Origin of the sequence: Thermofilum pendens Hrk 5, from assembly GCF_000015225.1 — an archaeon.
Taxonomy (GTDB): Archaea; Thermoproteota; Thermoprotei; order Thermofilales; family Thermofilaceae; genus Thermofilum; species Thermofilum pendens.
In genome coordinates, this window is the sequence record NC_008698.1 from 1723620 (window position 1) to 1748141 (window position 24522).

28 protein-coding genes are annotated in these 24522 nt (G+C 58.8%); 14 read left to right on the forward strand and 14 right to left on the reverse strand.

Translation table 11 applies throughout. From position 1 onward, the window contains the following. Positions 1-12: 12 nt before the first annotated feature. Both TPEN_RS09080 and TPEN_RS09085 read left to right on the forward strand, forming a co-directional pair. On the forward strand, positions 13-1239 hold the full coding sequence (locus tag TPEN_RS09080) for an Nre family DNA repair protein (protein WP_011753441.1): 1227 nt from the start codon (positions 13-15) through the stop codon (positions 1237-1239). Beyond that, on the forward strand, positions 1227-2072 hold the full coding sequence (locus tag TPEN_RS09085; protein ID WP_011753442.1) for an SPL family radical SAM protein: 846 nt from the start codon (positions 1227-1229) through the stop codon (positions 2070-2072). The genes TPEN_RS09080 and TPEN_RS09085 overlap by 13 nt, the downstream gene beginning before the upstream one ends. A gap of 11 nt (positions 2073-2083) precedes the next feature. On the opposite strand, the gene TPEN_RS09090 is transcribed toward TPEN_RS09085, so the two are convergent. Beyond that, entirely contained in the window at positions 2084-2794 is a 711-nt protein-coding gene (locus TPEN_RS09090; protein ID WP_011753443.1) for a hypothetical protein, read from the reverse strand. Between the two features lie 64 nt (positions 2795-2858). On the opposite strand from TPEN_RS09090, the gene TPEN_RS09095 reads away from it, so the two are divergent. Then, positions 2859-3263 (forward strand): hypothetical protein, encoded by a 405-nt coding sequence (locus tag TPEN_RS09095; RefSeq protein ID WP_148678052.1) that lies wholly within the window; start codon positions 2859-2861, stop codon positions 3261-3263. A 5-nt stretch (positions 3264-3268) separates the two neighbouring features. Here TPEN_RS09095 and TPEN_RS09100 read toward each other — a convergent pair whose 3' ends face one another. Further along, on the reverse strand, positions 3269-4096 hold the full coding sequence (locus TPEN_RS09100; protein WP_011753445.1) for a GNAT family N-acetyltransferase: 828 nt from the start codon (positions 4094-4096) through the stop codon (positions 3269-3271). 147 nt (positions 4097-4243) lie between these two features. Between TPEN_RS09100 and TPEN_RS09105 the strand changes: the two genes are divergently transcribed. Together TPEN_RS09105 and TPEN_RS09110 are read left to right on the forward strand one after the other, a co-directional pair. Next, positions 4244-4972: a glycerophosphodiester phosphodiesterase gene (locus TPEN_RS09105; protein ID WP_052885347.1), complete on the forward strand. Its 729-nt coding sequence runs from the start codon at positions 4244-4246 to the stop codon at positions 4970-4972. A gap of 40 nt (positions 4973-5012) precedes the next feature. Beyond that, positions 5013-6899: a S16 family serine protease gene (locus tag TPEN_RS09110; RefSeq protein ID WP_011753447.1), complete on the forward strand. Its 1887-nt coding sequence runs from the start codon at positions 5013-5015 to the stop codon at positions 6897-6899. A gap of 16 nt (positions 6900-6915) precedes the next feature. Here TPEN_RS09110 and TPEN_RS09115 read toward each other — a convergent pair whose 3' ends face one another. The 3 genes from TPEN_RS09115 to TPEN_RS09125 form a co-directional block, all read right to left on the reverse strand. Continuing rightward, positions 6916-8013 (reverse strand): coiled-coil domain-containing protein, encoded by a 1098-nt coding sequence (locus TPEN_RS09115; protein ID WP_052885348.1) that lies wholly within the window; start codon positions 8011-8013, stop codon positions 6916-6918. Between the two features lie 117 nt (positions 8014-8130). Further along, positions 8131-8952: a 4Fe-4S binding protein gene (locus TPEN_RS09120; RefSeq protein WP_011753449.1), complete on the reverse strand. Its 822-nt coding sequence runs from the start codon at positions 8950-8952 to the stop codon at positions 8131-8133. Between the two features lie 2 nt (positions 8953-8954). Then, the gene (locus TPEN_RS09125; RefSeq protein ID WP_052885349.1) at positions 8955-9569 is read right to left on the reverse strand and encodes a 4Fe-4S dicluster domain-containing protein; all 615 of its coding nucleotides are present in this window, start codon (positions 9567-9569) and stop codon (positions 8955-8957) included. Between the two features lie 129 nt (positions 9570-9698). Between TPEN_RS09125 and TPEN_RS09130 the strand changes: the two genes are divergently transcribed. Further along, positions 9699-10250, forward strand: a complete 552-nt coding sequence (locus TPEN_RS09130; protein WP_011753451.1) for a DNA-3-methyladenine glycosylase — start codon at positions 9699-9701, stop codon at positions 10248-10250. An 83-nt stretch (positions 10251-10333) separates the two neighbouring features. Here TPEN_RS09130 and TPEN_RS09135 read toward each other — a convergent pair whose 3' ends face one another. Beyond that, the gene (locus TPEN_RS09135) at positions 10334-10615 is read right to left on the reverse strand and encodes an ATP cone domain-containing protein (protein WP_011753452.1); all 282 of its coding nucleotides are present in this window, start codon (positions 10613-10615) and stop codon (positions 10334-10336) included. A 106-nt stretch (positions 10616-10721) separates the two neighbouring features. On the opposite strand from TPEN_RS09135, the gene TPEN_RS09140 reads away from it, so the two are divergent. From TPEN_RS09140 to TPEN_RS09165, 6 genes are read left to right on the forward strand one after another with little or no spacing between them, the layout of a single operon-like run. Next, positions 10722-11678, forward strand: coding sequence for an ABC transporter substrate-binding protein (locus TPEN_RS09140; RefSeq protein WP_011753453.1), 957 nt, complete (start codon positions 10722-10724; stop codon positions 11676-11678). A 39-nt stretch (positions 11679-11717) separates the two neighbouring features. After that, positions 11718-12374 carry an ABC transporter permease gene (locus TPEN_RS09145; protein WP_011753454.1) on the forward strand — a complete coding sequence of 219 codons (657 nt, stop codon included), beginning with the start codon at positions 11718-11720 and terminating at the stop codon, positions 12372-12374. Further along, positions 12367-13062: an ATP-binding cassette domain-containing protein gene (locus tag TPEN_RS09150; protein WP_148678053.1), complete on the forward strand. Its 696-nt coding sequence runs from the start codon at positions 12367-12369 to the stop codon at positions 13060-13062. Before TPEN_RS09145 ends, TPEN_RS09150 begins: the two co-directional genes overlap by 8 nt. Positions 13063-13107: 45 nt before the next feature. Further along, complete coding sequence (locus tag TPEN_RS09155) at positions 13108-14178, forward strand: substrate-binding domain-containing protein (protein ID WP_148678054.1); 1071 nt, start codon at positions 13108-13110, stop codon at positions 14176-14178. Positions 14179-14218: 40 nt separating this feature from the next. Continuing rightward, on the forward strand, positions 14219-14740 hold the full coding sequence (locus TPEN_RS09160; protein ID WP_011753457.1) for a QueT transporter family protein: 522 nt from the start codon (positions 14219-14221) through the stop codon (positions 14738-14740). 60 nt (positions 14741-14800) lie between these two features. After that, entirely contained in the window at positions 14801-15460 is a 660-nt protein-coding gene (locus TPEN_RS09165; protein WP_011753458.1) for a DUF4013 domain-containing protein, read from the forward strand. Here the strand turns inward: TPEN_RS09165 and TPEN_RS10145 are convergent. Then, positions 15457-15591, reverse strand: a complete 135-nt coding sequence (locus TPEN_RS10145) for a hypothetical protein (RefSeq protein WP_281054509.1) — start codon at positions 15589-15591, stop codon at positions 15457-15459. The genes TPEN_RS09165 and TPEN_RS10145 overlap by 4 nt on opposite strands. Before the next feature lie 198 nt (positions 15592-15789). Here TPEN_RS10145 and TPEN_RS09170 point away from each other — a divergent pair, with 198 nt between their 5' ends. Beyond that, entirely contained in the window at positions 15790-16536 is a 747-nt protein-coding gene (locus TPEN_RS09170; RefSeq protein WP_011753459.1) for a hypothetical protein, read from the forward strand. A gap of 11 nt (positions 16537-16547) precedes the next feature. After that, a complete protein-coding gene (gene brxL / locus TPEN_RS09175) occupies positions 16548-17957 on the forward strand; it encodes a BREX system Lon protease-like protein BrxL (RefSeq protein WP_011753460.1) in 1410 nt (469 codons plus the stop codon). A gap of 8 nt (positions 17958-17965) precedes the next feature. Here the strand turns inward: brxL and TPEN_RS09180 are convergent, their stop codons facing one another. The 7 genes from TPEN_RS09180 to TPEN_RS09210 form a co-directional block, all read right to left on the reverse strand. Next, on the reverse strand, positions 17966-18370 hold the full coding sequence (locus tag TPEN_RS09180) for a helical membrane plugin domain-containing protein (protein ID WP_011753461.1): 405 nt from the start codon (positions 18368-18370) through the stop codon (positions 17966-17968). After that, the gene (locus tag TPEN_RS09185; protein WP_011753462.1) at positions 18364-19542 is read right to left on the reverse strand and encodes an NAD(P)/FAD-dependent oxidoreductase; all 1179 of its coding nucleotides are present in this window, start codon (positions 19540-19542) and stop codon (positions 18364-18366) included. The genes TPEN_RS09180 and TPEN_RS09185 overlap by 7 nt, the downstream gene beginning before the upstream one ends. 24 nt (positions 19543-19566) lie before the next feature. Next, a complete protein-coding gene (locus tag TPEN_RS09190; protein WP_011753463.1) occupies positions 19567-19803 on the reverse strand; it encodes a sulfurtransferase TusA family protein in 237 nt (78 codons plus the stop codon). Positions 19804-19812: 9 nt separating this feature from the next. Continuing rightward, the gene (locus TPEN_RS09195) at positions 19813-20220 is read right to left on the reverse strand and encodes a DsrE family protein (RefSeq protein ID WP_011753464.1); all 408 of its coding nucleotides are present in this window, start codon (positions 20218-20220) and stop codon (positions 19813-19815) included. Between the two features lie 116 nt (positions 20221-20336). After that, positions 20337-21086, reverse strand: a complete 750-nt coding sequence (locus TPEN_RS09200; protein WP_011753465.1) for a creatininase family protein — start codon at positions 21084-21086, stop codon at positions 20337-20339. Between the two features lie 40 nt (positions 21087-21126). After that, positions 21127-22197: an ABC transporter ATP-binding protein gene (locus TPEN_RS09205; RefSeq protein ID WP_011753466.1), complete on the reverse strand. Its 1071-nt coding sequence runs from the start codon at positions 22195-22197 to the stop codon at positions 21127-21129. Positions 22198-22209: 12 nt separating this feature from the next. Continuing rightward, complete coding sequence (locus tag TPEN_RS09210; RefSeq protein WP_011753467.1) at positions 22210-24408, reverse strand: ABC transporter permease; 2199 nt, start codon at positions 24406-24408, stop codon at positions 22210-22212. Positions 24409-24522: the final 114 nt, after the last annotated feature.

The window sequence follows — 24522 nt, forward strand, 5'->3', positions numbered from 1 at the left end:
GCGCAGGGCAGGATGGGCGAGCGCGCGGCGGCCACGTGCCTGCAGTGCAGGGGGGCTAAGAGGCTCTGCGGTAAGAGTAGCTGCCCTGTGCTCGACTTGTGGCTAGCACTCGAGAGGGTCAGGGTTCCGGAGACAAGAGAGATCGACGGTTACTCTCCGCCCACCGTTTTCGTCGGGAGGCACGGGTACCCAGAGGTCAGGTTCAGCGTCGGCGTCCCGTCCATCGAGGGAGACCCCGCGCTGTTCGAGGACCAGGAGCGGTGGCTCTCGATGCCCCTACGCGACGTGATAGGCATGAGGCTCGGGATAGTAAGGGGCGAGGTACGGGTCAAGGTCGACGGTCGGGGGCTCTCGGACGAGGTTAGGCTTGCCGCTCTCTCCTCTAGGCCCGTCGACGTCGAGATCCTACTGGAGAAAGCCCCCAGGGCGAGGCCACTGGTAGACCTCTTCTCCCCTCCCCTGGGGCCCGCCGGCCCGGCTGCGAAGATAAGCGTGCTGGGTAACCCGAGCGTGCCCAGGAGCCTGGAGAAAGCCTACTACGACTACGACCTGGGCGCCCGCGAGGCTATATATGCACTCTACAGGGAGGGCGTGCCGGTACACTACATCCAGAGGGCTCTATCCGTGGGGGCTCTGGGGCTGGGAGGGCGTAGGAGGATCGTCCCGACTAGGTGGGCTATAACAGCCGTGGACTCGACGCTGTCGCAGGAGCTGATCGAAGAGGTTAAGAGGCTGGACTACTTCGACGAGTACCTGTTCTTCGAGAGAAAGTTCTCGGATAACACGTTCGTGGCGATAATAGCGCCCGGCGCGTGGAGCTACGAGTGGATAGAGGCGTGGTTCCCGCACACGACGTGGAACCCCTCGGCGAGGCTCGAGGTCGAGGGGGACTGGGAGGGGTTCAAGGGTAGAACCACGTACGCCTCGCTGGGAGGCTGCTACTACGCCGCCAGGCTTGCAACCGCGGAGTTCATGCTCCGGGAGAAGAGGCAGGGAACGGCGATACTCCTCCGCGAGATATACGAGGGCTTCTTCCTGCCGATAGGGGTCTGGTTCGTACGGGAAAACGTGAGGGAGCTCTTCAGGTCCAAGCCGGAGAGGTACGAAAGCCTCGAAGAGGTGCTACGCAGGTTGGAGAAGTCTACGAGGCTACCCCTGGGCACGTGGCTCGCCGCGTCAACCCTCCTGAGGAGGCTTTTGAGGCAGAGTAGCATCGAGGCGTACATATGGAGGGGGTAGTGTACAGGAGGATCAGGGTTGAGAGCGTTCTCTCCAAGTCCGGGCTCTACGACCTAGACTACGCCTACAACCCCTACGTCGGCTGCTCCCACGGGTGTGCCTACTGCTACGCGAGGGCGTACACGAGGCACACCGAGGTGGCGAGGAACTGGGGCAGGGTCGTCTACGTAAAGGAAAACGCCGTGGAGGTGTTAAGGCGGGAAGTAAGGGTGGCGAGGAAAGGCGTGGTAGGAGTGTCGACCCTAACGGACCCCTACCAGCCCGTGGAGGAGGTTGAAGAGCTTACAAGGCGCGGGCTAGAGGTGCTCCTAGGAGAGGGGTTCAGGGTGAGCGTGCAGACGAAGTCCCCGCTAGTCGTGAGGGATCTCGACGTCCTGGAGAAGTACGCGGGCCTTGTGGATGTGGGCTTCACGGTAACGACGCTAGACCCCGAGACCGCTCGCCTAGTGGAGCCGGGAGCCCCGCCCCCTGCCAGCAGGGTGGGAGCGTTGAGAAAGGTGAGCGAGGCCGGCGTGGAGACGTGGGTCTTCGTGGGGCCTATAATGAGGGGGGTGAACGACTCGGCGGAGAACCTCAGGAAAATAGTGGAGACGGCGGGGCGCGTGGGCGCCAAGGTTTTCTACGACTTCTTCCACTTCAAGCCCGCGCTCGACGAGTCCATGTCCCCCGTCCTCGAGAAGCACCCCGACGCTACGTCCACCGACCCGCGGTGGCGCGCGCTCGTGGAGCGAGTCCTCCTGGAGGCCTGCAGGGACGAAGGCGTAGAGTGTAGGCCAGCCTTCCCGAAAAAGAGCACTAGCCGCCAGTCGAGGCTTACCAGCTTCCTTGACTAGCCCCCGGGGCGTTACCACTTGTAGGGGACGAGGCAGGACTGGTAGCTCCCCGGCGGGAGGTAGGATATCTTCAGCGTGAACTTTGCGCAACCGTGGCAGAAGCCCCCAGGGTCCTCCACGGGGTCCAGCTCGTACACAACCTCGCTCGGCGACGCCTTCACGAGGCGCGGTTTAATGGAGTAGCACTTGTCCATCGACACCGGTATGGTTACGTCGACGTAGGCCACTCCCCCCTCTGTCCTCTGCTTCATCGTGGCGACGCAGGATCCCTGGTAGCCGCTCCGATCCACGGATACAACCTCCACGCTGAGGTTGCCTAGAACGGGCACCGCGCTCGCATTGGACTCTGGACCCCCTGTAACGATTATCTTCAACGCGTAGATAACCCTCCAAGCTCCGGGAGACCAGTTCCCCGGCGCCGACACGTTGCAAGACGGGCAAGGCGAGCCTCCCCCGGTCAGGTTGCCCGCGACAGGCGCGGTGCCCCCTTGCCCAGCCGTCGAGCCCGAGGTGCTAGGAAGGCTGGCGTTCCGCGGTTCTCCGCCTGTCTCCGGGCCCTGCTCGGCGCCGGCCGGGGGTTGCCGCGGCTGCGGAGTGGGGTTAACCCTGGGCAGTGGCGCGGTCCTGCTCTCTACGTCGTACCAGGCGAGAGCTACAAGTAACAACGTCGCCGCCACTAGTAGCCCGACAGCCAGGATTGGCTTCGCGTCCACGAGCCCCACGATAAAGGCGGTTGGATATATCTGTGCTCAAACTATATAGGTAGGGGTGGGTTTTTCGGGCTACGTGCAGAAAAGCCGCGAGACGCGCGTAAAGCAGGCTTTGAGGGAAGCCAGGGAGATCATTAGGAGGACGCTCGGCGGGCAACCCGGCGGCTCCTTGGAGGAGGCTTTGAGGGACCTCTACGAGAGGGTTCCTAGGGAGGAGTGGCTGAGGAGGGCTTTGGCGCGCTACCTCCTGGGTACTGTCGAGAGGCAGGGGTCGTCGACGTGGGTCGTGAGAGGTGTCCCGGAGCTGGGCGACAGGAAGCCGCTGTACATCGTCACCTTCACGGGCGACCGCTACGAGTGCTCGTGCTACAGGGGTGCGTACGGCTGGGCTCGGCGGAGGAGTATCTGCACGCATATAGGCGCAGTTATGCTCGAAAGGCGCCGGAGACGCATAGACGACTACGCCTATGGCTCGCAGTGAGCGGGCTACCCGGGTAGCGCGTCAAGCAAGACCTCCTCGAGCGACACCTTGGAGAGCACGTGGGCGCCGTAGTTCTCGTCCAGCCTGACGTAGTGGTGGTCTATGTAGCCCTTCGAGAAGTAGTACTGGAAGGCCTTCCTGGTCTCCAGCCTCCACTTGAGCGCCAGCTCCGGGTCCCTCGATTTAACCCCGCCTATATCCAGCGGGACGAGTACAAGCACGCTGGTAGACTCGGCGGGCTCGAAGACGGGCTCCGAGCCCCTAACCCTTATGACCGGGACCGCCCCGCCCGGCGCGGCGGGCCTCCTACCGCCCAGCCTGTTGACCACCCTGGGGCTCTCCAGGTACCACTCCGCGACCACCCTGTCGGAAGGCAGGCCCCTGTTCAGCTGGTCCGTGAGCTCCCCGTAGTAGTTCACGTGGTACTCTCTAACCACCGCGCCGAGCTTGACGAGGTTGAAGTAGGAGTTCCTGCTCTGCAGGGGGTCGAAGGTCCACTTCACCCTGCTGAGACCCATCCTCAGCGCGTACTCCCTCTGCTTAGCCTTCAGGGCGAAGCCCACACCCTTGTCCTCGTACTCCGGGATCACCCCCGTGTGGTGGCTGTAGAGGTAGAGGCCCTGCGAGTCCCTAGCCAGGAAGCCGAAGGAGTACCCTACGAGCCTTCCGCGCGCAAACGCGCCGAGAACGAGGCCCCCGTTCCTGGCTATGGCTATCAGGATCCTGGACGGTATGACCTCTATGTCCGGCATCCCCCAAGCCGTTTTCTGCACCTCCATTGCCTGCGAGAACTCCTCCGCTTTTTCGAGAGGCCTAACCTCTACCTCCTCCACGCCCGGCACCCCGCAAGACTACGCGGTGAAGGATAGTAATAGCTTTCGCAACACTAGACAAGCTTAAGATGGCGGTGGGACTGGAAATCCCGAAGCCCCGCCTCGCGCGCGTCGACAGCTTTTTCTAAGCCACGGCGCGCTAAGCCTGTGCCCAGGAAAGTACTGGTCGTAGCGCATAGAGGGGCTAGCGCCGTTGCCCCGGAGAACACGATGCCAGCGTTCGAGGAAGCCGTGAGGGCAGGGGCAGACTTCGTGGAGACAGACGTGCACAGGACGCGGGACGGCGCGCTCGTCTGCATTCACGACGCAACGCTGAACCGGACCACGAACGGGGACGGGTACGTCTCGGAGAAGACTGTGGACTACGTTAGGAGCCTGGACGCCGGCTCCTGGTTTTCCGGGAGGTACGCGGGAGTACAGGTACCGCTCTTCGAGGAGTTCCTCGATTACATCGCCTCGACGAGCGCGGGGGTGTTCGTCGAGGTTAAGGTCCCGGGTATAGAGGAGGAGGTCGTCGGGAGGATCCTGCAGTGGGGGCTAGAGGAGAGAGCGGTTGTGCTCTCGGGGTATTGGAGCGTGCTGAGGAGGGTGAAGGAGCTCGACCCGGGGATAGCTACTCTCGCCGACCTGCCCAGCCCGTCTCCCCAGTCCATATCCTCGGCGGTGAAAGTGGCAAATATCGTCAGCATCCACGCCGCGCTCTTCGAGGAAGAGCACGCCCTGCAGGCTCACAGAAGGGGGCTACTGGTAAATGTCTGGGGCGTAAACGGCTGCGAGGATGCGTTAAGGGTGGTCGAGCTGGGCGCCGACTTCGTAACCGTGGACAACCCGGGCGCTATTGTTGAGTGCTTGAGGGCGCGGGGTCTCCACGCCTAAAAGCATCTTTTTTAGCCCGGAAGCTGTAATAGTATCGGCTATGCTCGAAAAGAAGTTCCTCGGGTTACCTCTAGCTTTGCTCGTAGCCTTGTCCGCGGTGGTCGTCGCGGCGAGCCCGCCTACCGCTCAGCTCAAGGTAATCGGCTCAGCCTGGATACTCGCCCCCGCGGTGGCGCAGACTGAGTCCGGCCTCGTAGGCTCCGCTACCAACATCTCGGTATTCGTAACGGAGGGTTGGGGAGACGTCTACGTCTCCACGTACTCCCTGACCCAGGAGGACTTCCAGGGAGCAGCTACGGCCGCCGCGAGGGTCGTCACGAGGCTCCTCGGGCTTAACTTCTCGCAGTACAACTACTACTTCAAGGTGCAGGGCGACGCCGTGATAGTGGGTGGGCCCAGCGCGGGAGTCGCCATGGCGGTCGCCGTATACTCGGCGCTCACGGGTAAGCCGATCAACCGAACAGTCTTCGTCACGGGTATGATCTCGCCGGACGGCACCGTCGGCCCGGTGGGCGGAGTTTTCGAAAAAGCTCAGGCAGTGGCTCAGGCGGGTGCGAAGGTGTTCCTAGTCCCACCCGGGCAAAGCATCGTAACGCAGTACCAGACCGTCGAGAGGAAGATTGGGCCCTTCAGGCTCTACACGACCCAGCCCGTCACCGTAAACCTGACGGAGTACGCCTACAAGAACTGGCACCTCAGGGTCGTGGAGATATCCACCCTCTCCGAAGCTTTACGCTACTTCTTCGGCGTCAGCGTCGCGCGGCCACCGTTAGGGAAGCCTTACCTGAGCGCAGACACGAGGGAAAAGATAGCCTCGGTGAAAAGCTCGCTAACCTCGCTGGCGCGGAAAGAGCTCGGCGAGGCTTACTCCTACGTTAACTCCTCGCGGCTAACACAGCTCGGAAAATCCACGCTGAAGTCTTACCTGGACAGGTACGCGAAGAGCTACCTGGATTCGGCGACGAGGGCGGAGGGCATCTCGTCGATACCCCTCCTCACGTCCAGCATAGCCGTGTCGAGGTGGATTAAGCTACTGGTAGACTACTACTCTGGCCTGCAACTGGACCAGCAGGTACAAGAGGTCAGCGACAGGCTCTCCCGGCTCGCGGGCGCGGTCGAGGACTCCGCGCCAAGGAGCATAGGAGAGATCAATGCACTCATACTGGCAACAGACAAGGTGATCCACGCTTTGAAGCTCTTCAACGAGTCGGCCGCCGCGTGGAGTAGCGACCCGGCGACAGCCCTGCAGAAGCTAGCTTACTCGTCAGCCCTGCTGGACGAGGCAGAGAACTGGCTGAGCGGCATCCCGAGGGGAGGGGGCATCCAGGCATCTCAAGCGGCGGCAACATACCTCTCGGTGGCAAGAAGCACGTGGCCGTACATATACTCCGTGCTCAGCGAGGCTGGCGGAGACCTAACTCTCATTGACGCAGCAAGCGCCTATTACCAGATCTCTGCCAGGCTGTACTCCTCCAGGAAGCCTTTGCTAGCGGCGGTGGCCGCCGCTAGGAGCGTGGCGCTGGCCGAGGCCGCAATGCTCTACTTCCAAGTGCAAGCCTCCGGGAAAGACCCCTACTCCGGGGTATCCCTGGAGAACGCTCTAAGCGTAGCCTCCGCCACGAGCGACATGCTTGTAACCGTGTACTACATCAATCAGTCCTACGGCGCCGAGCTGAGAGATTCGCTCGCATACCTCAAGCTTGGCTCACAACTCGGGCAACTCACCCTGGACCTAGCGCGCGTAAAGCCGGGACAACCGGCGGAAACTCAAAAGACGCCCAGCGCTCCCACCCAGCCGGAGCAACCTCCCCAGAAACCTAGCCAACCCGGTAAAAGCTTAACGGACTGGCTACAAGAGATCCTCCTGAGAATATCACTATTTATAGAAAGCATCGTAGACTGGTTTAGAAGGCTACTCGGAAAATAAAAAATTTTTTGAATTTTTAGGGCTTACCTTTACGGTGCCCAGGCCTGCAGGCGAACCTGGCCTCTACGAGGAGGTCCCTCAGCTGCGCGGACAGCTCCCGCACCTTTTGGAGATCCCTTTTGCTCGCAGCATCCCTTAGTTGCGCTGCAACCTTGGAGATCTCGCCTGCAAGCGTTGCGTTGCACACCTTGATAACGCTGGCTACGCGTTCGCCCTCGCGCGCTAAGGCCTCTACTCTTCCAAGCTCCGCTAGGCCTGCGACGACCCAGCCCATCCTGTGGAAGCTCTTCCTGATCTCCTCAAGCGCGGCGACGTGCTTACCTTCGCTTATGAGCTTCTTGATCTCGCTTATACGCGCGTCAGACCAGTTCTTGAACTGAGCGGCGAGCCCCGGCGAAACTTTCAGGAGCCTCTCGTACACCTTTCTCGACGCGTTCGCGAAGAGCTCTAAGTCCTTCTCCGCCCTCTTAGACCTCAGCTGGACGGCCAGAGACCATATAGACCTCTCGGCCTCCTTAACCTTCAACCTCGCCTGCTCGACTAGCTGCGAGGCCTGCGCCATGTTGTTCTGCTTCAACGAGTTAAGAGCCTGATCGAGTAGGCTTGATGCCTCGTCGATAAGCCTTGTGACATTCGAAGTATCAGCGCCGAGGCTTCCAAGCCTCGAAGCGACGTTCCTCAAAGCGCGTAGCTGGTTCTGCAGAACCCTTATCTCCACCTCTAGTAGGTGCGCGGCTCTGAGCTTTTCCCGCTCCCTAATCTCCTTGTAGAGTTGAAGCGCCACGCTCCTAAGCTCCGCGGAGGCTTCCCGTACGAGCTCCTTGGTGCCGTTCACGTCCCCGGACTGGAGGGTTTGAAGCGCCTGCTGCAACGTGGATCTCGCAGTGGATATCTGCTGCAACAAGAGTTCTTTCAGAGTGGCGTTCGAAACCCTAGAGTTCACGAAGTTCTCGAGCCTCGCAGTCTGGTTGAGCAGGAAGCTTATGTGCCTCTGGAGCCGCTCCTGCTCCGTCGACGCCTGCTGTGCGGAGACTACTGGAGCTACGCCCGCAAGGGAGGCTACTAGCAACAGTAGCAGTACTAGGCCCAGGGTTTTCCGGTGCATCCCGTTCACCAAGTCTTCGATACCAGCCTTCGACTTAAGGGTTTAAACGGTTTTAAGTGAAATTCTACTATTAACTACGTTCACGGGGTAAAATATGATAAAATGACAACTTTTCCCCTTTAGAACCTACCCGTGGGCGCGAGGTAGCACTCCGACCTTTAAAGCGTCATACATGCAGACGTCGTAGCATCTGAGACACATTATGCACTCAGTCCGCGAAACCTCCCCAGTTTTAAAGCTGTCCTCCGTTATGGCTCCCGTCGGGCAAACCCTCATGCAGGCCTTACAGTTTATACACTTCTCGGTATCTATCTTGACTCCGAAGACCTTCCTAAAGCCTACGGCTCCCAGCACGGCGCCCACGGGGCAGAAGTAGCGGCACCAAGCCCTCTTCTCGCTGAACTCTAAGACTACAGGGGCCGCGGCGAGGGCAAGCTCTACGCCTTTAAGTGAGCCGTAGGCCGTGCACAGCCCCCTTATCGGGCAAATAGTGCAGAAAGCCGGGAAACCCGTCAATGTAGACGCCGCCGCGAACGAAGCAGCAACGGCGTACTTGTTGTGCTTGTTGTTTAGCCTCAGCTTTCCGAGGAAGTTGACCCTCTTAACCTTTCCAAACAGGTCTAGCAGGGTGCCCACTGGGCACATCAGCCCGCAGAAGAACCTGCCCAGGAGGAGCGAGCCGAGGAGCGGTACCGCGGCGAAAGTCAGTAGAAGCCAGAGGGCGACGTTGAGGGGCGATGAGAGTATCCTCTGCGCGGTGCCGAAGAGGCAGTCGACCCTGAAGCTCCCGAGGGGTATAGAGCATATGCCGGCCGGTATAGCTAGTACGCCGATCGGTACTAGGAGGACGAGGGCGACGAAGCTTACAGCCTGGAAAGCGTACCTCAACGGTTTAAGCTTTCTGCGCTTAACGACCCTTGGAACCCTCCTCCGCTCAGCCGCGCTCATCCTCAACCACCCTTAGGCCACTTCCACGAGGGGCGGTAAGCACCGCTCGGAGTAAGGGACAGCGCGCCCACCGGGCACTCCTTTACGCATGCACCGCACCCCAGGCACTTCGCCGCGTCGACTTCAACCTTCCTCCCCGACTTTCTCCACTTGATAGCCCCTGCTATTGATGCACACACGCTTACGCAAGCACCACAACCAATACACTTGTCTTTGTCTAGAAGCGCGGTGCCCATCTTCGCTTTTTCCTTCGGTAACCGCTGAAGAGCGCCAGTCGGGCACACGTCGACGCACTTAAAGTCTAGGACACAGACACCCCCATCCACGAGCACCGGGGTTCCAGCCGCGACAACGCTTTCCCACACGGGTACCTGCACTATTATCTTCTGGGGGCATACCTCCGCGCAACGTCCGCACCGAGCGCAGACAACAACGAACTCGGCTTCGTCCACCGCTCCGGGAGGCCTCCTCTTATCTACAGTCTTCGCCGCCACGAGAGGCACCGAGGTGACAATGCCTGTCAACACCGCTACTTTTGCTACGAAGAAGACGAAGTCCCTACGCGTTACTCTAAAAGACTGTTTCTTGGTGACGTTGAAGGCTTCATCGCCGGACATGGTGTTCGTCAAGAACCAATCGAACCACGAATTTAAGGATTCAAGTGAAAATGAATGAAACAACGGGTAAAGCATGGCTGGGGTGGTACGGCGTTAAGAGTATAAGGGTTCCCCGTTCTATGCTCTAGCGTGGAGCGAGAATTCTTCGCGAGACAGCCGGACGCGGTTGCAAGAATGCTACTCGGGAAGCTGCTAGTGAGGAGGCTGGAGGGAGGAGTGAGGGCGGGGATTATAATCGAGGTTGAGCCTTACTTCGGCGCGGAGGACCCGGCTTCGAGGGCTAGGCGTGGAGGCGACTTGGCCCGCGTTATGTGCGGGGAGGTCTGCACCGCGCTGGTGTACGGTGTTCACAGGCAGTGGTTACTCAACGTGGTGGCCCACGAGCCGGGGCTCTGCGGGGCTATCCTCATTAGAGGTATTTTACCGGTCGACCCGGGCACCCTGAAGCCCCTCGGGAGGGAGGTTCTAGGCCCCGGGAGGGTTACCAGGTACTTCTCCGTGGACAAGGCCCTGCATAGAACATACCTCTGCGACGAGGACTCCCCCTTAAGGATACTCGACGGGCTGACCTTCGACGACGAGTGTATCTCGAGGTCTCCCCGCGTCGGTGTGCGGGAGGACCTACCGATACCCCTGAACTTCCGCATACGCAGAGAGTGTCTTACACGCGAAGATTTTTGAGCCTCCGCGTATACTTTTTTCCCGAGGGATGACGAGGGGACAAAGCTCTGAGTGCTGACGACGCCGCTACTAGCCGACCTCCTCTAGACTTCCTTCTCGGTAGCCCTCCTCTTGACCGCTCTGTCGAATATTATCCAGTTCCTGTACCACTCCTCGTTCTCCTCCTTTAGTAGAGCCAGGACCTCCTTCATTAAGTCCTTCGTCGTGACCTCCGAGACCTTCCTCTTCAGCAGGTCCCCTTCGACTATCTTTGCTATTTTCCTGGCGACCTCCAAGGGGGCTCCCGCCTTCAGGCAACTTACGACTATCTTCTCGTAGGCGAACTCCTCCTTCCTTCCGTCCCTCTTAACTACGTAAATGGTCATACCGACCCATGTAAAGCTCGACCTAGACATTTATATTCTTATTTGCCGGGGCTAGTCCTGGTAGAAAAGCATTTATGCTTGTGAATGAAAAGTAATAACGGTTGCCATGAAGAAAACCCTCGTCATCCTGCTAGCCGTGGTAGCGGTAGCGCTGATCGCAGCGGCCATCCTTGTCCCTCCGATGCTACGGCAAGCCGCTCCGGGAGTACAGGCCCAGCAACCCGGTAAGCGTGTAACGTTGCGGATCGCTACTACCACGAGCATGGACGCCACGGGGCTTCTCGACGCAGTCAAAAAGAGGTTCGAGGCTAAGTACCCGTGGATCAACGTGACCTGGGTTGCCGTTGGGACGGGACAGGCAATAGAGATCGCGAAGAGGGGGGACGCGGACCTCGTAATAGTCCACAACAGGGACTTGGAGAACCAGTTCATAGCGCAGGGTTACGGCGTGCACGGGATTACGTTTGCCTACAACGACTTCGTTCTGCTAGGTCCCCCTGAGGACCCCGCAGGGGTTTCCGGCGCGGGAAGCGCGGTAGAGGCGTTCAAGAAGATATACGAGGCGGGGGTCGCGGGTAAGGCTGTCTTCGTGTCTAGGGGCGACAAGTCCGGGACGCACCTCAGGGAGCTCTCGATATGGAAGCAGGCTGGACTGAAGCCTCAGGGGCAGGCGTGGTACAAGGAGACGGGGCAGGGTATGAGCCAGACGCTGATGGTGGCGGACCAGCTAAACGCGTACACACTGAGCGACAGGTCTACTTACCTGGCGTTTAAGGATAAGATCCACCTCGTGATACTGCATCAGGGAGACCCGCTCTACCTGAACCTCTACCGCGCTATCCCGGTGAACCCCGAGAAATTCCCCCACGTGCACTACAATGAGTCGCTACTCTTCGTGAAGTTCCTCGTATCACCCGAGGGGCAGTACCTCATAGGCACGTACCAGAGGGGCGGGGCTAAGCTCTTCAACGTGTGCTTCGGGAACCTCACGAAGCTTGGGATATACGACCCCTACGAGGAAGAGCAGGTAAAGTTCTACAAGAGCCTCTTGTCCCAGCCTTAAACGCGAAACTCTTAAAGCCTTTTTCCGTGGTGCTCGGCGATGGATGCAGGAGAGCTTGCCCAGATAACGTTGCTATCGCTGAGAGTCTCTCTAACCGCAGTCTCGCTGTCGACGCTGGTAGGGGTTTTCCTCGGGTCCCTCATAGCCACGTCCTCCTCTAAGTACAAGAACGCGCTCGTAACGCTCGTCAACACGTTCATGGGGACTCCGCCTGTACTCCTGGGGCTAGTGCTCTACCTACTGCTCTCAAGGTCGGGGCCGCTGGGGTTCCTCGGGATGCTCTTCACCCCGGAGGCCATGGTACTAGCCCAGTTCCTGCTAACCCTCCCGATAATAACGGGGTTAACGATATCGGCTGTGGAGTCCCTTCCCAGCGAGCTCCGCGAGTTCGTGAAGTCCATCTCGCCGTCGAGGCTACACGAGTCGGTGCTCCTACTGAACGAGTCGAGGATAGGCGTGTTCGGAGCAGTGCTGGCTGCGCTGGCCCGCGCGGTGTCCGAGGTTGGAGCGGTGATAATAGTCGGCGGGAACATAAGGTACTACACAAGGGTGCTCACAACGGCTATAGTGTACTACACGAACACGGGAGAGTTCGAAACCTCGCTCTGGCTGGGAGCCACGCTTACAGCAATATACCTCGCGATAAACGTCGTGCTGGTGTACGTGAGGACCAGGCTGGGTGCCCGGAGTGATTAGAGCAGTAGACTTGGTAAAGTACCTCGGCGGCATCCAGGTGGTGAGGGGGGTCAGCCTAGACGTCGAGAGGAGCAGGATAACGGTGATCATGGGCCCCAACGGCTCCGGGAAGACTACGCTCCTACGCATGCTGGGGCTCCTCCTGCCGCCCGACGGCGGCCTCCTCGAGATGGACGGGGTAAACCTGTTAAGCCTCGACGAGGAGGGCAGGAGGGGCTTCCTCAGGCGGGTCGCCTTCGTCCCGCAGAAACCCGTAGTGCTGACCGCGAACGTGTACAGGAACATAGCGATACCCCTGAGGCTGAGGGGGCTTGACCCGAGAACCGCCGACGCCGAGGCTTGGCGCTGGCTGAAGGAGGTGAACCTTGAGAAACACGCCTGGAAGAGCGCGCACTCCCTCTCGGGCGGCGAGAGACAGCTACTCGCCTTGGCGAGGGCTCTCGCACTTTCGCCCGACGTCCTGCTACTCGACGAGCCAACGTCGCACCTCGACCCCAAGAACGCCGCTTTCATCCAGCGACTGGTGAAGGAGTACGTGTCCGAGAGGGGCATCCACTGCGTCGTAGTCTCCCACAACGTTAGGGAGGCGAAGTTCCTGGCGGACGAAATCCTCGTCATGGTCTCCGGGAGGATTAAAGCGAGGTACGGCCCCGACGCCCCCGAAAGCGAGCTACTGAAGTGGATATAGCGCAAGCCCCACAAGTTCGCGCTACGAATAATTAGGGGGTACGCGTTGCCGGTAAGCGTGGGAGTAGAGGAGGAGCTGTCAAAAGTTCTGGGCTCAACGCGCTTAGCAGTCAGCGTCGAGCTCATGGTAAACGGTGAGAGAGTCGGAGCCGAAGACGTTGCCGTACTCCGCGCCCTCCAGTCTACGGGCTCTCTTCTAGCCGCATCCGAGGCTTTAGGGGTTAACTACAGGGTTCTTTGGAGCAGGGTGAGTAACCTCGAGAGGAGGCTCGGGGTACAGCTCGTTAGGAGGACGCGCGGCGGGCTCGGCGGCGGGAGGGTGATGCTGACGGCGACCGCGCAGCTTCTCGTAGAGCGGTTCCGCGTAGCCGAGAGGAAAGCTTCGAGAATGCGGCTAGGCGAGGCTCTTGGGGCGGAGCTGAGGATATACGGGAGCGACTGCCCCGGCGTGGAGGTCGCGGCCTCGCTCCTAGAGGAGAGGGGCGTCTTCGCCGAGTACCTGCGCGTCGGGTCTATCGCTGGCCTCGACCTGCTGAAGAGGGGGTACTGCCACCTGGCCGGCGTACACGTAGTCGACCCAGAGACGGGGAGGTACAACGAGGTCGTAGTTAGGGAGGGGTTAGCGCTTATACGCGGCTACTGGCGCGAGATAGGCTTCATGGTGCTACCTGGAAATCCCAAGAACATCTACTCGCCCGCCGACCTGCTTAGACGCAACGTGGTGCTCGCAAACAGGAACCGTGGGAGCGGGTCCTACGTCCTACTCGAGAAGCTCTTAAAGGATCTTTCCTCGTCGCTCGGCGTCCCGGTGCAAGCCTTGAAGAGGAGGATAAGGGGCTTCGAGACGGAGTACATCTCGCACGGGGAGGCGGGGCTCGCCGTGCTGAACGGGAAGGCTGACGTAGCCATAGGGCCGAGGTGGACTGCGCGTCAACTAGGGTTGGATTTCGTGCCGCTGGCCAAGGAGAGGTTCGACTTCGCCACACGGAGAGAGCTCCTCAAAGACGAGAACGTTGAAACATTCGTAGAGGTCTTAAGGTCGAAGGAGTTCGCGGAGAAAGCCGCGAGCGTCGGGCTCGCGGTAGACGAGGAAACAGGGAAGGTGCTTGTACCCTGAAGGGACTAAGTTTTTAAGCGTCGACGCGTAGTGGCGAGGCGTGAACGCGAAGAGTCTGTCGGTAGCCGCAGTCCTGGGGGCGCTCTACGCCGCGCTTGTCATAGTGCTACAGCCCATATCGTTCCTAGCTTTCCAAGTGAGGCTGGCAGACGCACTGCTCCCGCTCTCCATGGTTCTCGGAGTCCCAGCCGCGGTTGGCGTGAGCGTTGGATGCTTCTTCGGAAACCTCGTAGCCGCTCCCTGGGGGAGCCTCGCTCTGGGGCTCTTCGACGCGGTGTTCGGTTCGCTCGCTAACTTCGCGGCGTCGTACCTGGCGTACATCGTGGCGTACAACAAGGGGAGGCGCGCGAAACTAGCGGGGGCTGTTCTAGAGGCAGTCGTTGTAAGTGGGATCGTGGGGTTCTACCTCAAGTACCTACTGCTGTGGGCAATGGGCGTCGATATGCCCTTGGAAGCCGTCTTCCTGGGAGTCTTGGCGGGCTCGGTGGTGTCTATAATCGCCATAGGATACCCCCTGGCAATCCTCGTAGAAAAGCCCTTGAAGAACCTCGTAAAGGAATGACCTTAAGAACATAGAGAGCATACTAAACGTTTATATTTTAGGCTTGGAGTTAAACATGCTATGCAGAAAATGGATCCTGGGTCGATAATTTCGAAAAGTATAGACTTCTCCGGGAAGCTGATAAAGGATCCTGGCAACCTTCTACTCTTAATCGTGCTGAGCATAGTGCCGATCATAAACTTCATCGTGATAGGCTACTTCGTGTACGTGGTTAGGCACGACTTAGAGGAGCCGCCCAAGCTGGATACCTCTAAGCTCGGGGACTACTTCGTGGAGGGGCTCAAGGTGTTCCTCGCGTCACTGATAATCCTCGTACCCGTGCTCATCCTAGGCGTGCTCGCAGGACTCGTAGCGGGGCTCGCTTACCCCCTCGGCGCCTTCCCGTTTTACTTCCACAGGGCTTTCGTGCTGGCGCTTTTCATACCTGTTCTCTTCGTGGCTCTCGCGATAGCCTTCATTGCCGTGCCGCTTCTCGCCATAGTGATGAGGACCGGGGACCTCTCCAAGATCCTCGCGTTTCAGGAGGCGTTAAGCCTCATTCAGTCCTACGGGCTCGTAGACTACGCGGTGCTATTCCTCGTACTCGTGGTCGTAGGCTTCCTGCCGTACTACGTGCACTGGTTGCTGGGAGCAATCCTCGCGCCGTTCATCTACGCCTTCACATTCAAGGCGCTCTCGCTACTCGTGAATATCAAGTACCCGGCTAAGCCCGCATCCTAGGTAGCTTCCTCCTCCGCGGAGACGTCCTTAGGTAGAAGCGAACCGTACAGTTTTTTGAGAAACTCGATCCTAAACTTTACCCTCCTTACACGGAGTCTGCGTAGCTTATCCCAGAAACTCTCGCCGCCCACGAACACTGTAGCGGTGAACCCGTATATATGTGCGCGCTCAGATACCCCAGGATGCGATCACCAGTCACGTTGGCATGACTTTCATCATCCGCTTTTCCTACCTTTTCGCGGGCTTAAATACATTCTCTCTTCGATTCCGCAAACCCTCGCGTGATAACAAGGAATATATGCGCGTAACCCCGGTAGGGTTCAGAGAGGATGCGCGGCGAGAGAGTGCTCGTTAAGCCCTTGGAGGCTGGGTGGGTGCCTGCTTACCTTCGAGGAGTAGCCGTGGTTCTCGTGGGGCTACTCTCGGCTTTGAAGTACGAGTTCTGGGTTGCCCCTCTAGCCTACCTCGGGGCTGAGGCACTGGCGGTAGGCGGCGTGTCGAGGTTTGAGAGGGTAGCGGTCGGGGTGTTCTACGCCCTGCTCTCCGCTTTGTGGCTTGCAGGTGTGCAGGCGGCGCCGGCGCTGTCCGGGATAGTGCTTGCCTTCGCGGGGCTTCTCTACCTAGCGTTGCTGGAAGCCGAGGTTAAGAGCGCTGTCTACGTGCTGACTAGAGACGAGTTGGTCCTGCCTTTCTCGGACGTCGAGAACCTGGTATTCAAGGAGCGCAGAGTGAGGGTGGGCTCCCGGAAGGTAATCCTCAGGGTTCGAAGGCCGTTCTGGAGCAGGCTCCTAGGAAAACGCTTCGAAGAGGTGGAGGTGGCGGCGGAGGAGGGTGTGGTGCGGCTCAGAGGGATTCCGGACGGCAACAGAGTGGCGCAACTCATCGAGGAGAGAGCCGGCCGTAGGCGCACCTTGAGGAGCACCGCTACCCGCGCGAAGCCCCGGGAACAGCGCGGCAGCCTCCAAGGCTACCTCGGGGTGACCGACGGGAGCCCTGGGAGGCCGGAGGAGCCCCCGAGAAAGGGTAACAGTGAAATACTCCACAGGAAAAACCTTATCGACGACCTGTTACCCTGAGGTGTAGCTACTTGGCCGGCAGCCTCGACGAGAAGGTTAAGAGTATATTCGGCATGGTGGCTATAAACAAGGCCGTTGCGAACAACGTGGCTATTTCCCGCGTGCCTAGGTTCATCTCCGAGTACTTGATAAACTTCAAGTGCGGGGAGAGCCAGGACGCCGAGTGCGTTTCGAGGTTGTCGAGGTACATAAGCGAGCTCTACCCTGATCCCTCCGACAGGGAGCTCTTCCTGAGCAGGCTGAAGGAGAGGGGCTCCCTGAAGCTTCTCGACGAGTTCAAGGTTAGGGTAGACCTCAAGAGAAACACGTACCTACTGGAGATCCCCTCTCTGCAGATAGCCGACGCCTTCGTAAACGAGGATATAGTGAGGGAGAATGCGAGGCTTTTCTCCGGGCTGTGGGGGGTCGGGCTCCTCTACTACAAGCCTGAGCTCTCGAGAAGCAAGAACAGAACCCCCGTCGTGCTACACGACTACAGGCCCTTCCAGGCGTCCTACGTGGATCTCAAGCTGTTCGTGGAGAGCCGGTCTAAGTTCACGTTCGAGGAATGGGTAGACCTGCTGGTCACGAGCATAGGGCTAAACCCCAAGGCGTACACGCTTGGGCAGAGGCTACTCCTACTGTCCAGGCTGATCCCCGTCGCGGAGCCAAACGTGAACATCCTGGAGCTAGGGCCCAGGGCTACGGGTAAGACCTCGCTGTACCGCAACGTGGCCTACTACTCGAGGATCTACGCCGGGGGGACTATAACCCCGGCGAGGCTGTTCTTCGACGCCAGGCTATCCGTACCAGGGGACCTGGCGCTACACGACGTGATAGTATTCGACGAGATAAGCCGGGTAAGGCTTTCGAACCCCGACGAGCTCGTAGCCAAGCTGAAGGACTATATGGTCGACGGCTTCTTCGAGCGCGGAGCCCTCAAGAGAGCCCACAGCACCTGCTCGCTGGTATTCCTCGGAAACGTCGACGTGGAGAGAATAGCGGACCCGAGCCACATCCTCGAGTACCTTCCAAGCTTCATGAGGGACTCGGCATTCCTGGACAGAATCCACGGGTTTATCCCCGGGTGGAGGTTGCCGAAGATTATGAGGAGCGAGGAGTCCCTCGCGAGCGGCTACGGGCTAGCCTCAGACTACCTAGCGGAGGTGTTGCACAGGCTCCGAGACGTAGCCGCCGAGAGCGTGGTAGCCGACCATGTGGAGTTCGTCGGGAAGTACACCATCAGGGACGAGAAAGCCGTGAAGCGCCTACTCTCGGGAGCCGTGAAGATACTCTTCCCGAACTTCGAGTTCGACAACGCGGAGCTTGCGAGGGTGGCTAGGGGCATAGTAGGGCTTAGAAACAACGTGTCTAGACTGCTGACAGCCATCTCGCCCTCCGAGTTCCCCCCGAAAAAGCTCGAAGTAAAGGTTAGAGGGTAAAAAGGGACCTATTTCTTCTGGGAAGCCCTCCCCAAGGCCTTGAGAACCTCTATCGCGACTCCTAGGCCTCTTTGAACCTCGGGGTCGGACAAAGCTCGGAGTAGCCCGGCTAGCCCCACGGGCTTCGGCTCTTTTTGAAGCGCCTCTAGGACTGCCTTCAGAGTCCCCACGTTGCTCTTAACGGCGTCCACGTCTACTTCGCCCAGTAGGCCCACCAGCTCGTCTACGCGGTCTAGCAACTTCAGGGTGGAAGGCGTTATCAGTATCTCGGCGAGCCTACCTATGAGCTCCGGGTCCACAAGCCCGTTAACAGCGTCCAGCAACCCGTACTCGTCCAGCTTCACCAGCGTGTCCAGGAACTTCTCGAAGGCCGCCCTCCTCTCCGGCGTGAACAGCTCTTCCACTCCTACCACCCCTCCCCCCTCCTTATAAACTCGTCCGTCGCCTCGAAGTAAGCCCTGAATATGGGGCTCCAGAGCTCGGGGCTTCTCACAGCGCTCCAGTAGGTAGCCACGAAGAAGTCCTCCATGAGCCGCTTGAACTTCGAGAGTCTTACGGGTATCGGCGGGTGGTCGTAGTCGCTTATAACGAACAACCCTTTACCGTCGGTTATCAGGGGGCAGTTCGTCCTACCGCTGTACCTGGCATCGATCCCCTGAAGCCTCGCGGCTACGACTTCTGCCTGTAGGTGGGCCGTGACGCCACTCTTAGAGGTAGGCGCGTTTGTACAGTCCCCTATGGCGTAGGCATCGTCGAAGCCCTCCACCCGGCTAGTGTACTTGTCTATCTTTATGTAGCCACTCCCGTCCTTAACCTCCGCCGGGTTAACGGCGTAGCTAGGACCCCTGTGCGGCGGAACTACGGCTGCCACGTCGAAGGAGAGTTCTTCGCCTTCAAGGCTGACTATCCTCTTGTTCGCCACGTCCACCTCGTTCACAGTGAAAAACGTGTGCAGCTCTATACCGCGAGAGTTCAGCTCGGGCTCTATTATGTCCGCGATCGTTTTAGACGGGTACGCGTGGGGTACTGGCACGGCGAGGACAACCTTCACCTTGTCACTTAGACCCCTCCTGGCGAAGAACTCCCAGGACAAGAAGGCCGCCTTGTGCGGCCCCGGAGGGCACTTGTACACAGGATCCGCTATCCCTATCACGAACCTACCCTCCTTTAAGCCTCTCAGCGAGGCGTGCAGCTTCTCGGCGTTCTCGGGCGTGGAGTAGAAGTCCCCGAACCTCTCGAGTAGCTCTCTGTGGCCGGGCACGGAGCCGTAGTCCAGCTCCGCCCCGCTGGCGAAAACCACGTAGTCGTAGCTCAAGCTTTTCCCGGAGGCCGTCTTCACAACCCTCTCGTTGAGATCCACGCTTACGACCTCGTCGTGGACGAATTCTACCCTGGGTTTCAGGAGGGAGCGTAGAGGCCTGAGAAACTTCTCCTTCCTAACCCCCTTGAACGCTATCCAGAGGTTGCCCGGCTGGAAGAAGTGTACCTCGCTTTTATCGACGACCGTTACCTTGAACTCCTCCGGGAGAAGGTTGGCCAGTATGGCTCCTCCTCCACCGCCTCCTATGATGACTACACGCTCCATACAAAAGCACCGGTATAAAAAAGGCTACTTTTTAGCAGTTACCTTTATAACGGCCTTTATGACGTTCCCGTCTACCTTGGCGAGCTCGACGAGCTCGTTCTTGGTGCGCTCCACCCAGGCCTTGACGTCAGGCTCGAAGCCCGGATCCGTCGCCAGCACAATGATTAAGTCCCCGTTTTGGGCGTTGCGATAAGCCCGCGTAAGAGCGGAGATTGGCCCTGGGCACGCCATCCCACGGGCATCTACGGTGATTTCAGGCATCGCCACCACCTATATGAATATTACCTCGTATTCGGCGGTCTCCTTCATGAAGAACGTCGCTCCGACTATGTCGTCTACTATCGGGTCTAGGTCCTCCTTCTTCAGGCCTAGGGCTTCGGCTATCAGGCTACACACGTAGACTTTCACGTCGCCTACCTCCTTCGCCTCGCGAACCATGTCGTACCAGCTCGGAGCCTTCATTTTTTCGAGCCCTTTGAGGAGCCCGGGTACCATGTCTTCAAATTCCTTGGGGAACCTGGGTTGAGGCTTGTTCTTGGTGAAGTAGGGAGTAGCGAAGCCTGTCACGAAGATCCTTACGGGGACGCCTAGGTTAGCGGCTGTCTGCGTGAGGACGCCTAGGGGTATGAACTTGTCCGCTGTCCCTGAGAACATTATTATTGCTAGACCTTTCGACATTGTTGGTCGAACATGTCTATATTCGCATACTTAAATGTTTTTATGTAAAAGTTTAGATACTTGTTTTGTTTTTCGCGAAAAAACAATCATTAAGGTGGACAGAAAACCCGGAAAACTCAGAAAACGGTGCCTTCCAGGCTCTTCTTGTAGCGTAGGAATACTTCCGCTACGAGGTCTGCAACCCTCTCGAAGTACCTCCGCGCCTCACCGGGCTTAAACTCAACATCGCCCTCGCCCTCCGAGTAGTTAATCACGGTTCCAGGGTAGGGGTAAGCCTTGACGGCCGCCGAGTATACGTACACCGCGCTAGGCGTGTAGAGGTTTCTCTTCACGAGCTCTGGTCGTATAGCGAGAACCATCGCAGTCTCGTCGGTAGCGGCGTGTCCACCCTCCTTGCCGAGAACCTCCCGCGTGACCCCCTTTTCGCGTGCAAGTATCCACCAGTCAACGACCATGACTGCCAGCTTGTTCCTAAGCCAAGCCTTCTTGGCGGCGTTGTCTAGTGCCTGGGTGTTCCCGCCGTGCCCGTTGAGTATCAGCCCGTACCTGAAGCCGTGAAGACTCATGCTTTCCAGTATCTCGTAGACCAGTGCCTCCAGCGTTTCCGGCTGTACGCGCACCGACCCGAAGTAGCCGTGAAGACCCGTGGTGACACCGTAGTGCACTGGGGGGAGTAAAACGGCGTTAACCTTCTCGGCGACGTACTCTCCAAGCGCGCTCGGTATGAGCGTGTCCGTGCCTAGAGGGAGGTGTGTCCCGTGGGGCTCCACCGTGCCAACAGGCAGAACGAAGGAGTCGATCTTCCTCTTCTCTACCTCCTCCTTCAGCTCGACGTAAGAAAGCTCTTCCAGTTTCAGTACCGTCATCCCTATCGAGTGAGAAAGAGTGCAGCCTTATCTTAAACCTTTAGACGGGTATCGCTATAACGTTCCTCCAGGGCGCCGAGAGCTCGAGCTCCTCGCCTACCTGCGGGTAGTACGTGTTCGGAAGGTACGCTATCAGGGACGCCTTCCCAACCTTCAGCCTGACCTCCGTCCTGTCGCCAAGGAACATCACGAAGTCCACGGTTCCCTTCACGGTGTTTGGCTCTCCCCGCTGCCCCCCAACGGTGAACACTTCCGGTCTTACCACGACGGCAACCTTCCCGACGAGGTTCTCAGCTACGGGTACCGCTTTGACGTCAATGCCTAGCTCCTCTACTCTCACCACCACGTATCCCTCCCCCCTCTCGACGACTTCTCCCTTGTAGATGTTGCTCCTGCCAAGGAACTCCGCCGTGAAGAGGTTCGTAGGCCTGAAGTAGACCTCCCTCGGGTGTCCGTACTGGAGGACCCTGCCCTTGTCCATCACTGCTATCTTGTCGCTTATGCTCATCGCCTCTAGCTGGTCGTGAGTGACGTACACAGTGGTTATTCCGAGCGATTTCTGGATGCGCTTTATCTCTTCCCTCATCTCTATCCTCAGCTTCGCGTCAAGGTTGCTGAGAGGCTCGTCGAGAAGGAGTACTTTCGGCTGCACGACTAAAGCCCTTGCAAGCGCTACCCTCTGCTGTTGTCCGCCGCTTAGCTGGAGCGGGTACCTGTCCTCGAGTCCTTCAAGCCTAACGAGGCTCAACGCCTCCTTTACCCTTCGCTCGATCTCCTCGTCCGTCAGCCTTAGCTGCTTCTTCCTTATCCTCAGACCGTAGGCAACGTTCTCGAAGACGGTCATGTGGGGCCAGAGCGCGTAGTTCTGGAAGACCATCGCGGTTTCCCTCATGTACGGCTTGAGGAACGTTACGTCCTCGTCGTCGAAGTACACTCTCCCCTCGTCGGGGACCTCGAAGCCCGCTATTATCCTGAGGGTCGTCGTCTTACCGCAACCGCTGGGCCCGAGAATGGTGAATAGCTCGCCGTCGTTTATCTCCAGGTTCACGTTGTCGACGGCTTTTACCGCGCCGTAGACTTTCGTGACGCCTTTAAGGGTTATCCTGGTCATCCCATCACCACCTCACACCCCTATAAACGCGTACCTCTGCTTAAAGATTTTAACCACGATTAGTATTGCGACCAGCTGTATCAGTATCAGCAGGACACCCATAGCCGCCGCCACCTGGACGCCCACGGGGGATCCGCCCTTGTAGACGTTCATCATATAGTAGGTCATCGGGGCCTGCGACGGGTTGAAGTTCCCTATCGTTATGCTCGTACTCACTTCTGTGGCCATGTAAATGAAGCCGAGGACAGCCCCCGAGAATACGTAGGAAATTATGTACGGGAGGACGACTCCGAATATAACCTTCGAGCGGCTGGCGCCCAGGTTCAGCGCCGCCTCCTCTAGCCCCTCGTGTACCTGCTGGAAGCCCGCGAAGACGGAGCGCACGACGTACGGTAGCTTCCTGATGCTGTACGCTACCACGAGGACGACCCAGGCCTGGAAGGCTCCTATGGACGCGGGGTCCAGCGGCGTACCCGCGAAGAACGTCGTGAAGAAGTAGTAGTAGCCGAGTGCTATGACGAGCCCGGGGATCGCCAGCGGTATCGTTGCGAGGGTGTCGAGCACGTTTGAAAGCCACGAGACCTTAACCCTGCTCACGCTGTAGCCCACCATTATCGCGAGTACGACGGCTACGAGCACGGATATCGTAGCGTACATCAGCGTGTTCCTTATGTAGGTGAATATGCCGGGGTCGAGGAACAGCTTCTCGAAGTAGTCCAGGGTGAAGCCAGCGAGGCTTAGGGAGAAGCCCCTCGGAGGCATCACGTTGAAAGCTAGGAGGAAAACCCCAATCTGGGGGAAGACAGTTACCAGGACGAAAGGCACCACCAGGAGGTATATCGCCGCGAGTGCCAGGGGCCCGGCGGGCCTCTGCCTGGAGACGAGACGACCACCCCTGCTTATCATGGCGTAGCTCCTCATCCCCACGTAGTTCCTTATCGCGAGGAAGCCCAGGACAGCGATGAAGAGCATTACTAGCCCGAGTGCCGCGGACTCCGGGGAGACTATGCCGGTCTGGGTCACGAAGCCCTTGAAGATCTGCGCGCTCATGAGGTTCCACTCCTGGAATATCAGAGGAGCTCCTACGTCCTCCAGGCTGAATATGTACACTATTATCGCTCCAGCGACTATGCCGGGGAGCGCTAGGGGGAAGGTCACCGTCCTGAAGAGCAGGAAGCCCTTGGCTCCCAGGTTCTCGCCTTGCTCCTCCGTGCTCGGGTCAACGTTGAGAAAAGCGCTGTAGGCGTTGAGGTATACTATTGGGTAGAAGGAGATTATCTGCGCCAGCGCCACCCCCACGAGGCCGTCTACCCTCACGCTCCACCCGAACAGCTTCGACGTGATCATTGATATCGGGCCGTACTCGCTGAAGAGAATCTTGACGACGTAGGAGTTCACGAATGGCGTTACGAACAGGGGTATCATCGAGAGTATGCGGAGGAGCTCTTTTCCCGGGAAGCTGTACCTAGCGATCACGAACGCCACTGCGACTCCGAGCACGGTTGCAACCACCGTTACTACGAGCGCGTTGAGGAGGCTGTTGAGCAGTATACCGTAGTTCAGGCCCTTCACCACGTAGAGCGTCCCCTCGCCGTAGGGTAGCTGGAAGACCGCCTGCTCCCCGGGTAGCGTCTCCAGCCTGACGTAGTCCCTCGACGTGAATATCCGCTGAAAGTTGGCGTACCATGGTAGCCCCGCCGGGGCCTGGAAGGCGTGTAGGAGCACCAGGAGTATCGGTACCACGAGGAACACTACGAGGGCAACCGAGCTGAAAACCATGAAAAACCACATTACCGGGTCCAGCTGGTAGAAAAGCGCCTTCAGCCTCCTCGACAACGGCAGCGCCCTGCCCCTCGCCCTGCGGGCTTCCCGGAGGTACCTAGCCTTTTCGAGCGCGTAGCCCGCGATGGAAGCTCCCAGGAGTGGTGCCAGGAAGATCCCCACGGCTCTCGGCAGGGACGGTATCGACGCCAAGGCTACGAAGAGGTTGTAGAGGAGCGAGAACACGGAGAGAAAGCTGAGCCCGGAGCTGAACTTAATCCACCTGTAGTCGTAGCCCAGCGCCACTAGGAGCAAGCCTACCGCTAGGCCGAGCGCGGTGAACAAGTTGTCTACCAGTACGTTCGCGAGCGAGAAGTTGTAGAGCACGATGTACACCACTGCGAGGGCTATCCCGGACACCCACACGCTTTTCTTCGAAACCCTTTTCACCAAAGGGCGACCCCCGACTAAATGCCCATAGATATCGCAAAAACCGAATTTATTTCTTTCTGGGACGCTTTACTACCTTCGAAACCAGACAGGAAAAAAGGAAAATACTAGCAC

Excerpts from the sequence above, each read along its gene's own strand:
- TPEN_RS09200 (WP_011753465.1), bottom strand. The coding sequence starts at position 21,086 with ATGACGGTACTGAAACTGGAAGAGCTTTCTTACGTCGAGCTGAAGGAG.
- TPEN_RS09125 (WP_052885349.1), bottom strand. The coding sequence starts at position 9,569 with ATGTCCGGCGATGAAGCCTTCAACGTCACCAAGAAACAGTCTTTTAGA.
- TPEN_RS09085 (WP_011753442.1), top strand. The coding sequence starts at position 1,227 with ATGGAGGGGGTAGTGTACAGGAGGATCAGGGTTGAGAGCGTTCTCTCC.
- TPEN_RS09145 (WP_011753454.1), top strand. The coding sequence starts at position 11,718 with ATGGATGCAGGAGAGCTTGCCCAGATAACGTTGCTATCGCTGAGAGTC.
- TPEN_RS09140 (WP_011753453.1), top strand. The coding sequence starts at position 10,722 with ATGAAGAAAACCCTCGTCATCCTGCTAGCCGTGGTAGCGGTAGCGCTG.
- TPEN_RS09195 (WP_011753464.1), bottom strand. The coding sequence starts at position 20,220 with ATGTCGAAAGGTCTAGCAATAATAATGTTCTCAGGGACAGCGGACAAG.
- TPEN_RS09135 (WP_011753452.1), bottom strand. The coding sequence starts at position 10,615 with ATGACCATTTACGTAGTTAAGAGGGACGGAAGGAAGGAGGAGTTCGCC.
- TPEN_RS09170 (WP_011753459.1), top strand. The coding sequence starts at position 15,790 with ATGCGCGGCGAGAGAGTGCTCGTTAAGCCCTTGGAGGCTGGGTGGGTG.
- TPEN_RS09110 (WP_011753447.1), top strand. The coding sequence starts at position 5,013 with ATGCTCGAAAAGAAGTTCCTCGGGTTACCTCTAGCTTTGCTCGTAGCC.
- TPEN_RS09185 (WP_011753462.1), bottom strand. The coding sequence starts at position 19,542 with ATGGAGCGTGTAGTCATCATAGGAGGCGGTGGAGGAGGAGCCATACTG.
- TPEN_RS09080 (WP_011753441.1), top strand. The coding sequence starts at position 13 with ATGGGCGAGCGCGCGGCGGCCACGTGCCTGCAGTGCAGGGGGGCTAAG.
- TPEN_RS09205 (WP_011753466.1), bottom strand. The coding sequence starts at position 22,197 with ATGACCAGGATAACCCTTAAAGGCGTCACGAAAGTCTACGGCGCGGTA.
- TPEN_RS09120 (WP_011753449.1), bottom strand. The coding sequence starts at position 8,952 with ATGAGCGCGGCTGAGCGGAGGAGGGTTCCAAGGGTCGTTAAGCGCAGA.
- TPEN_RS09190 (WP_011753463.1), bottom strand. The coding sequence starts at position 19,803 with ATGCCTGAAATCACCGTAGATGCCCGTGGGATGGCGTGCCCAGGGCCA.
- TPEN_RS09165 (WP_011753458.1), top strand. The coding sequence starts at position 14,801 with ATGCAGAAAATGGATCCTGGGTCGATAATTTCGAAAAGTATAGACTTC.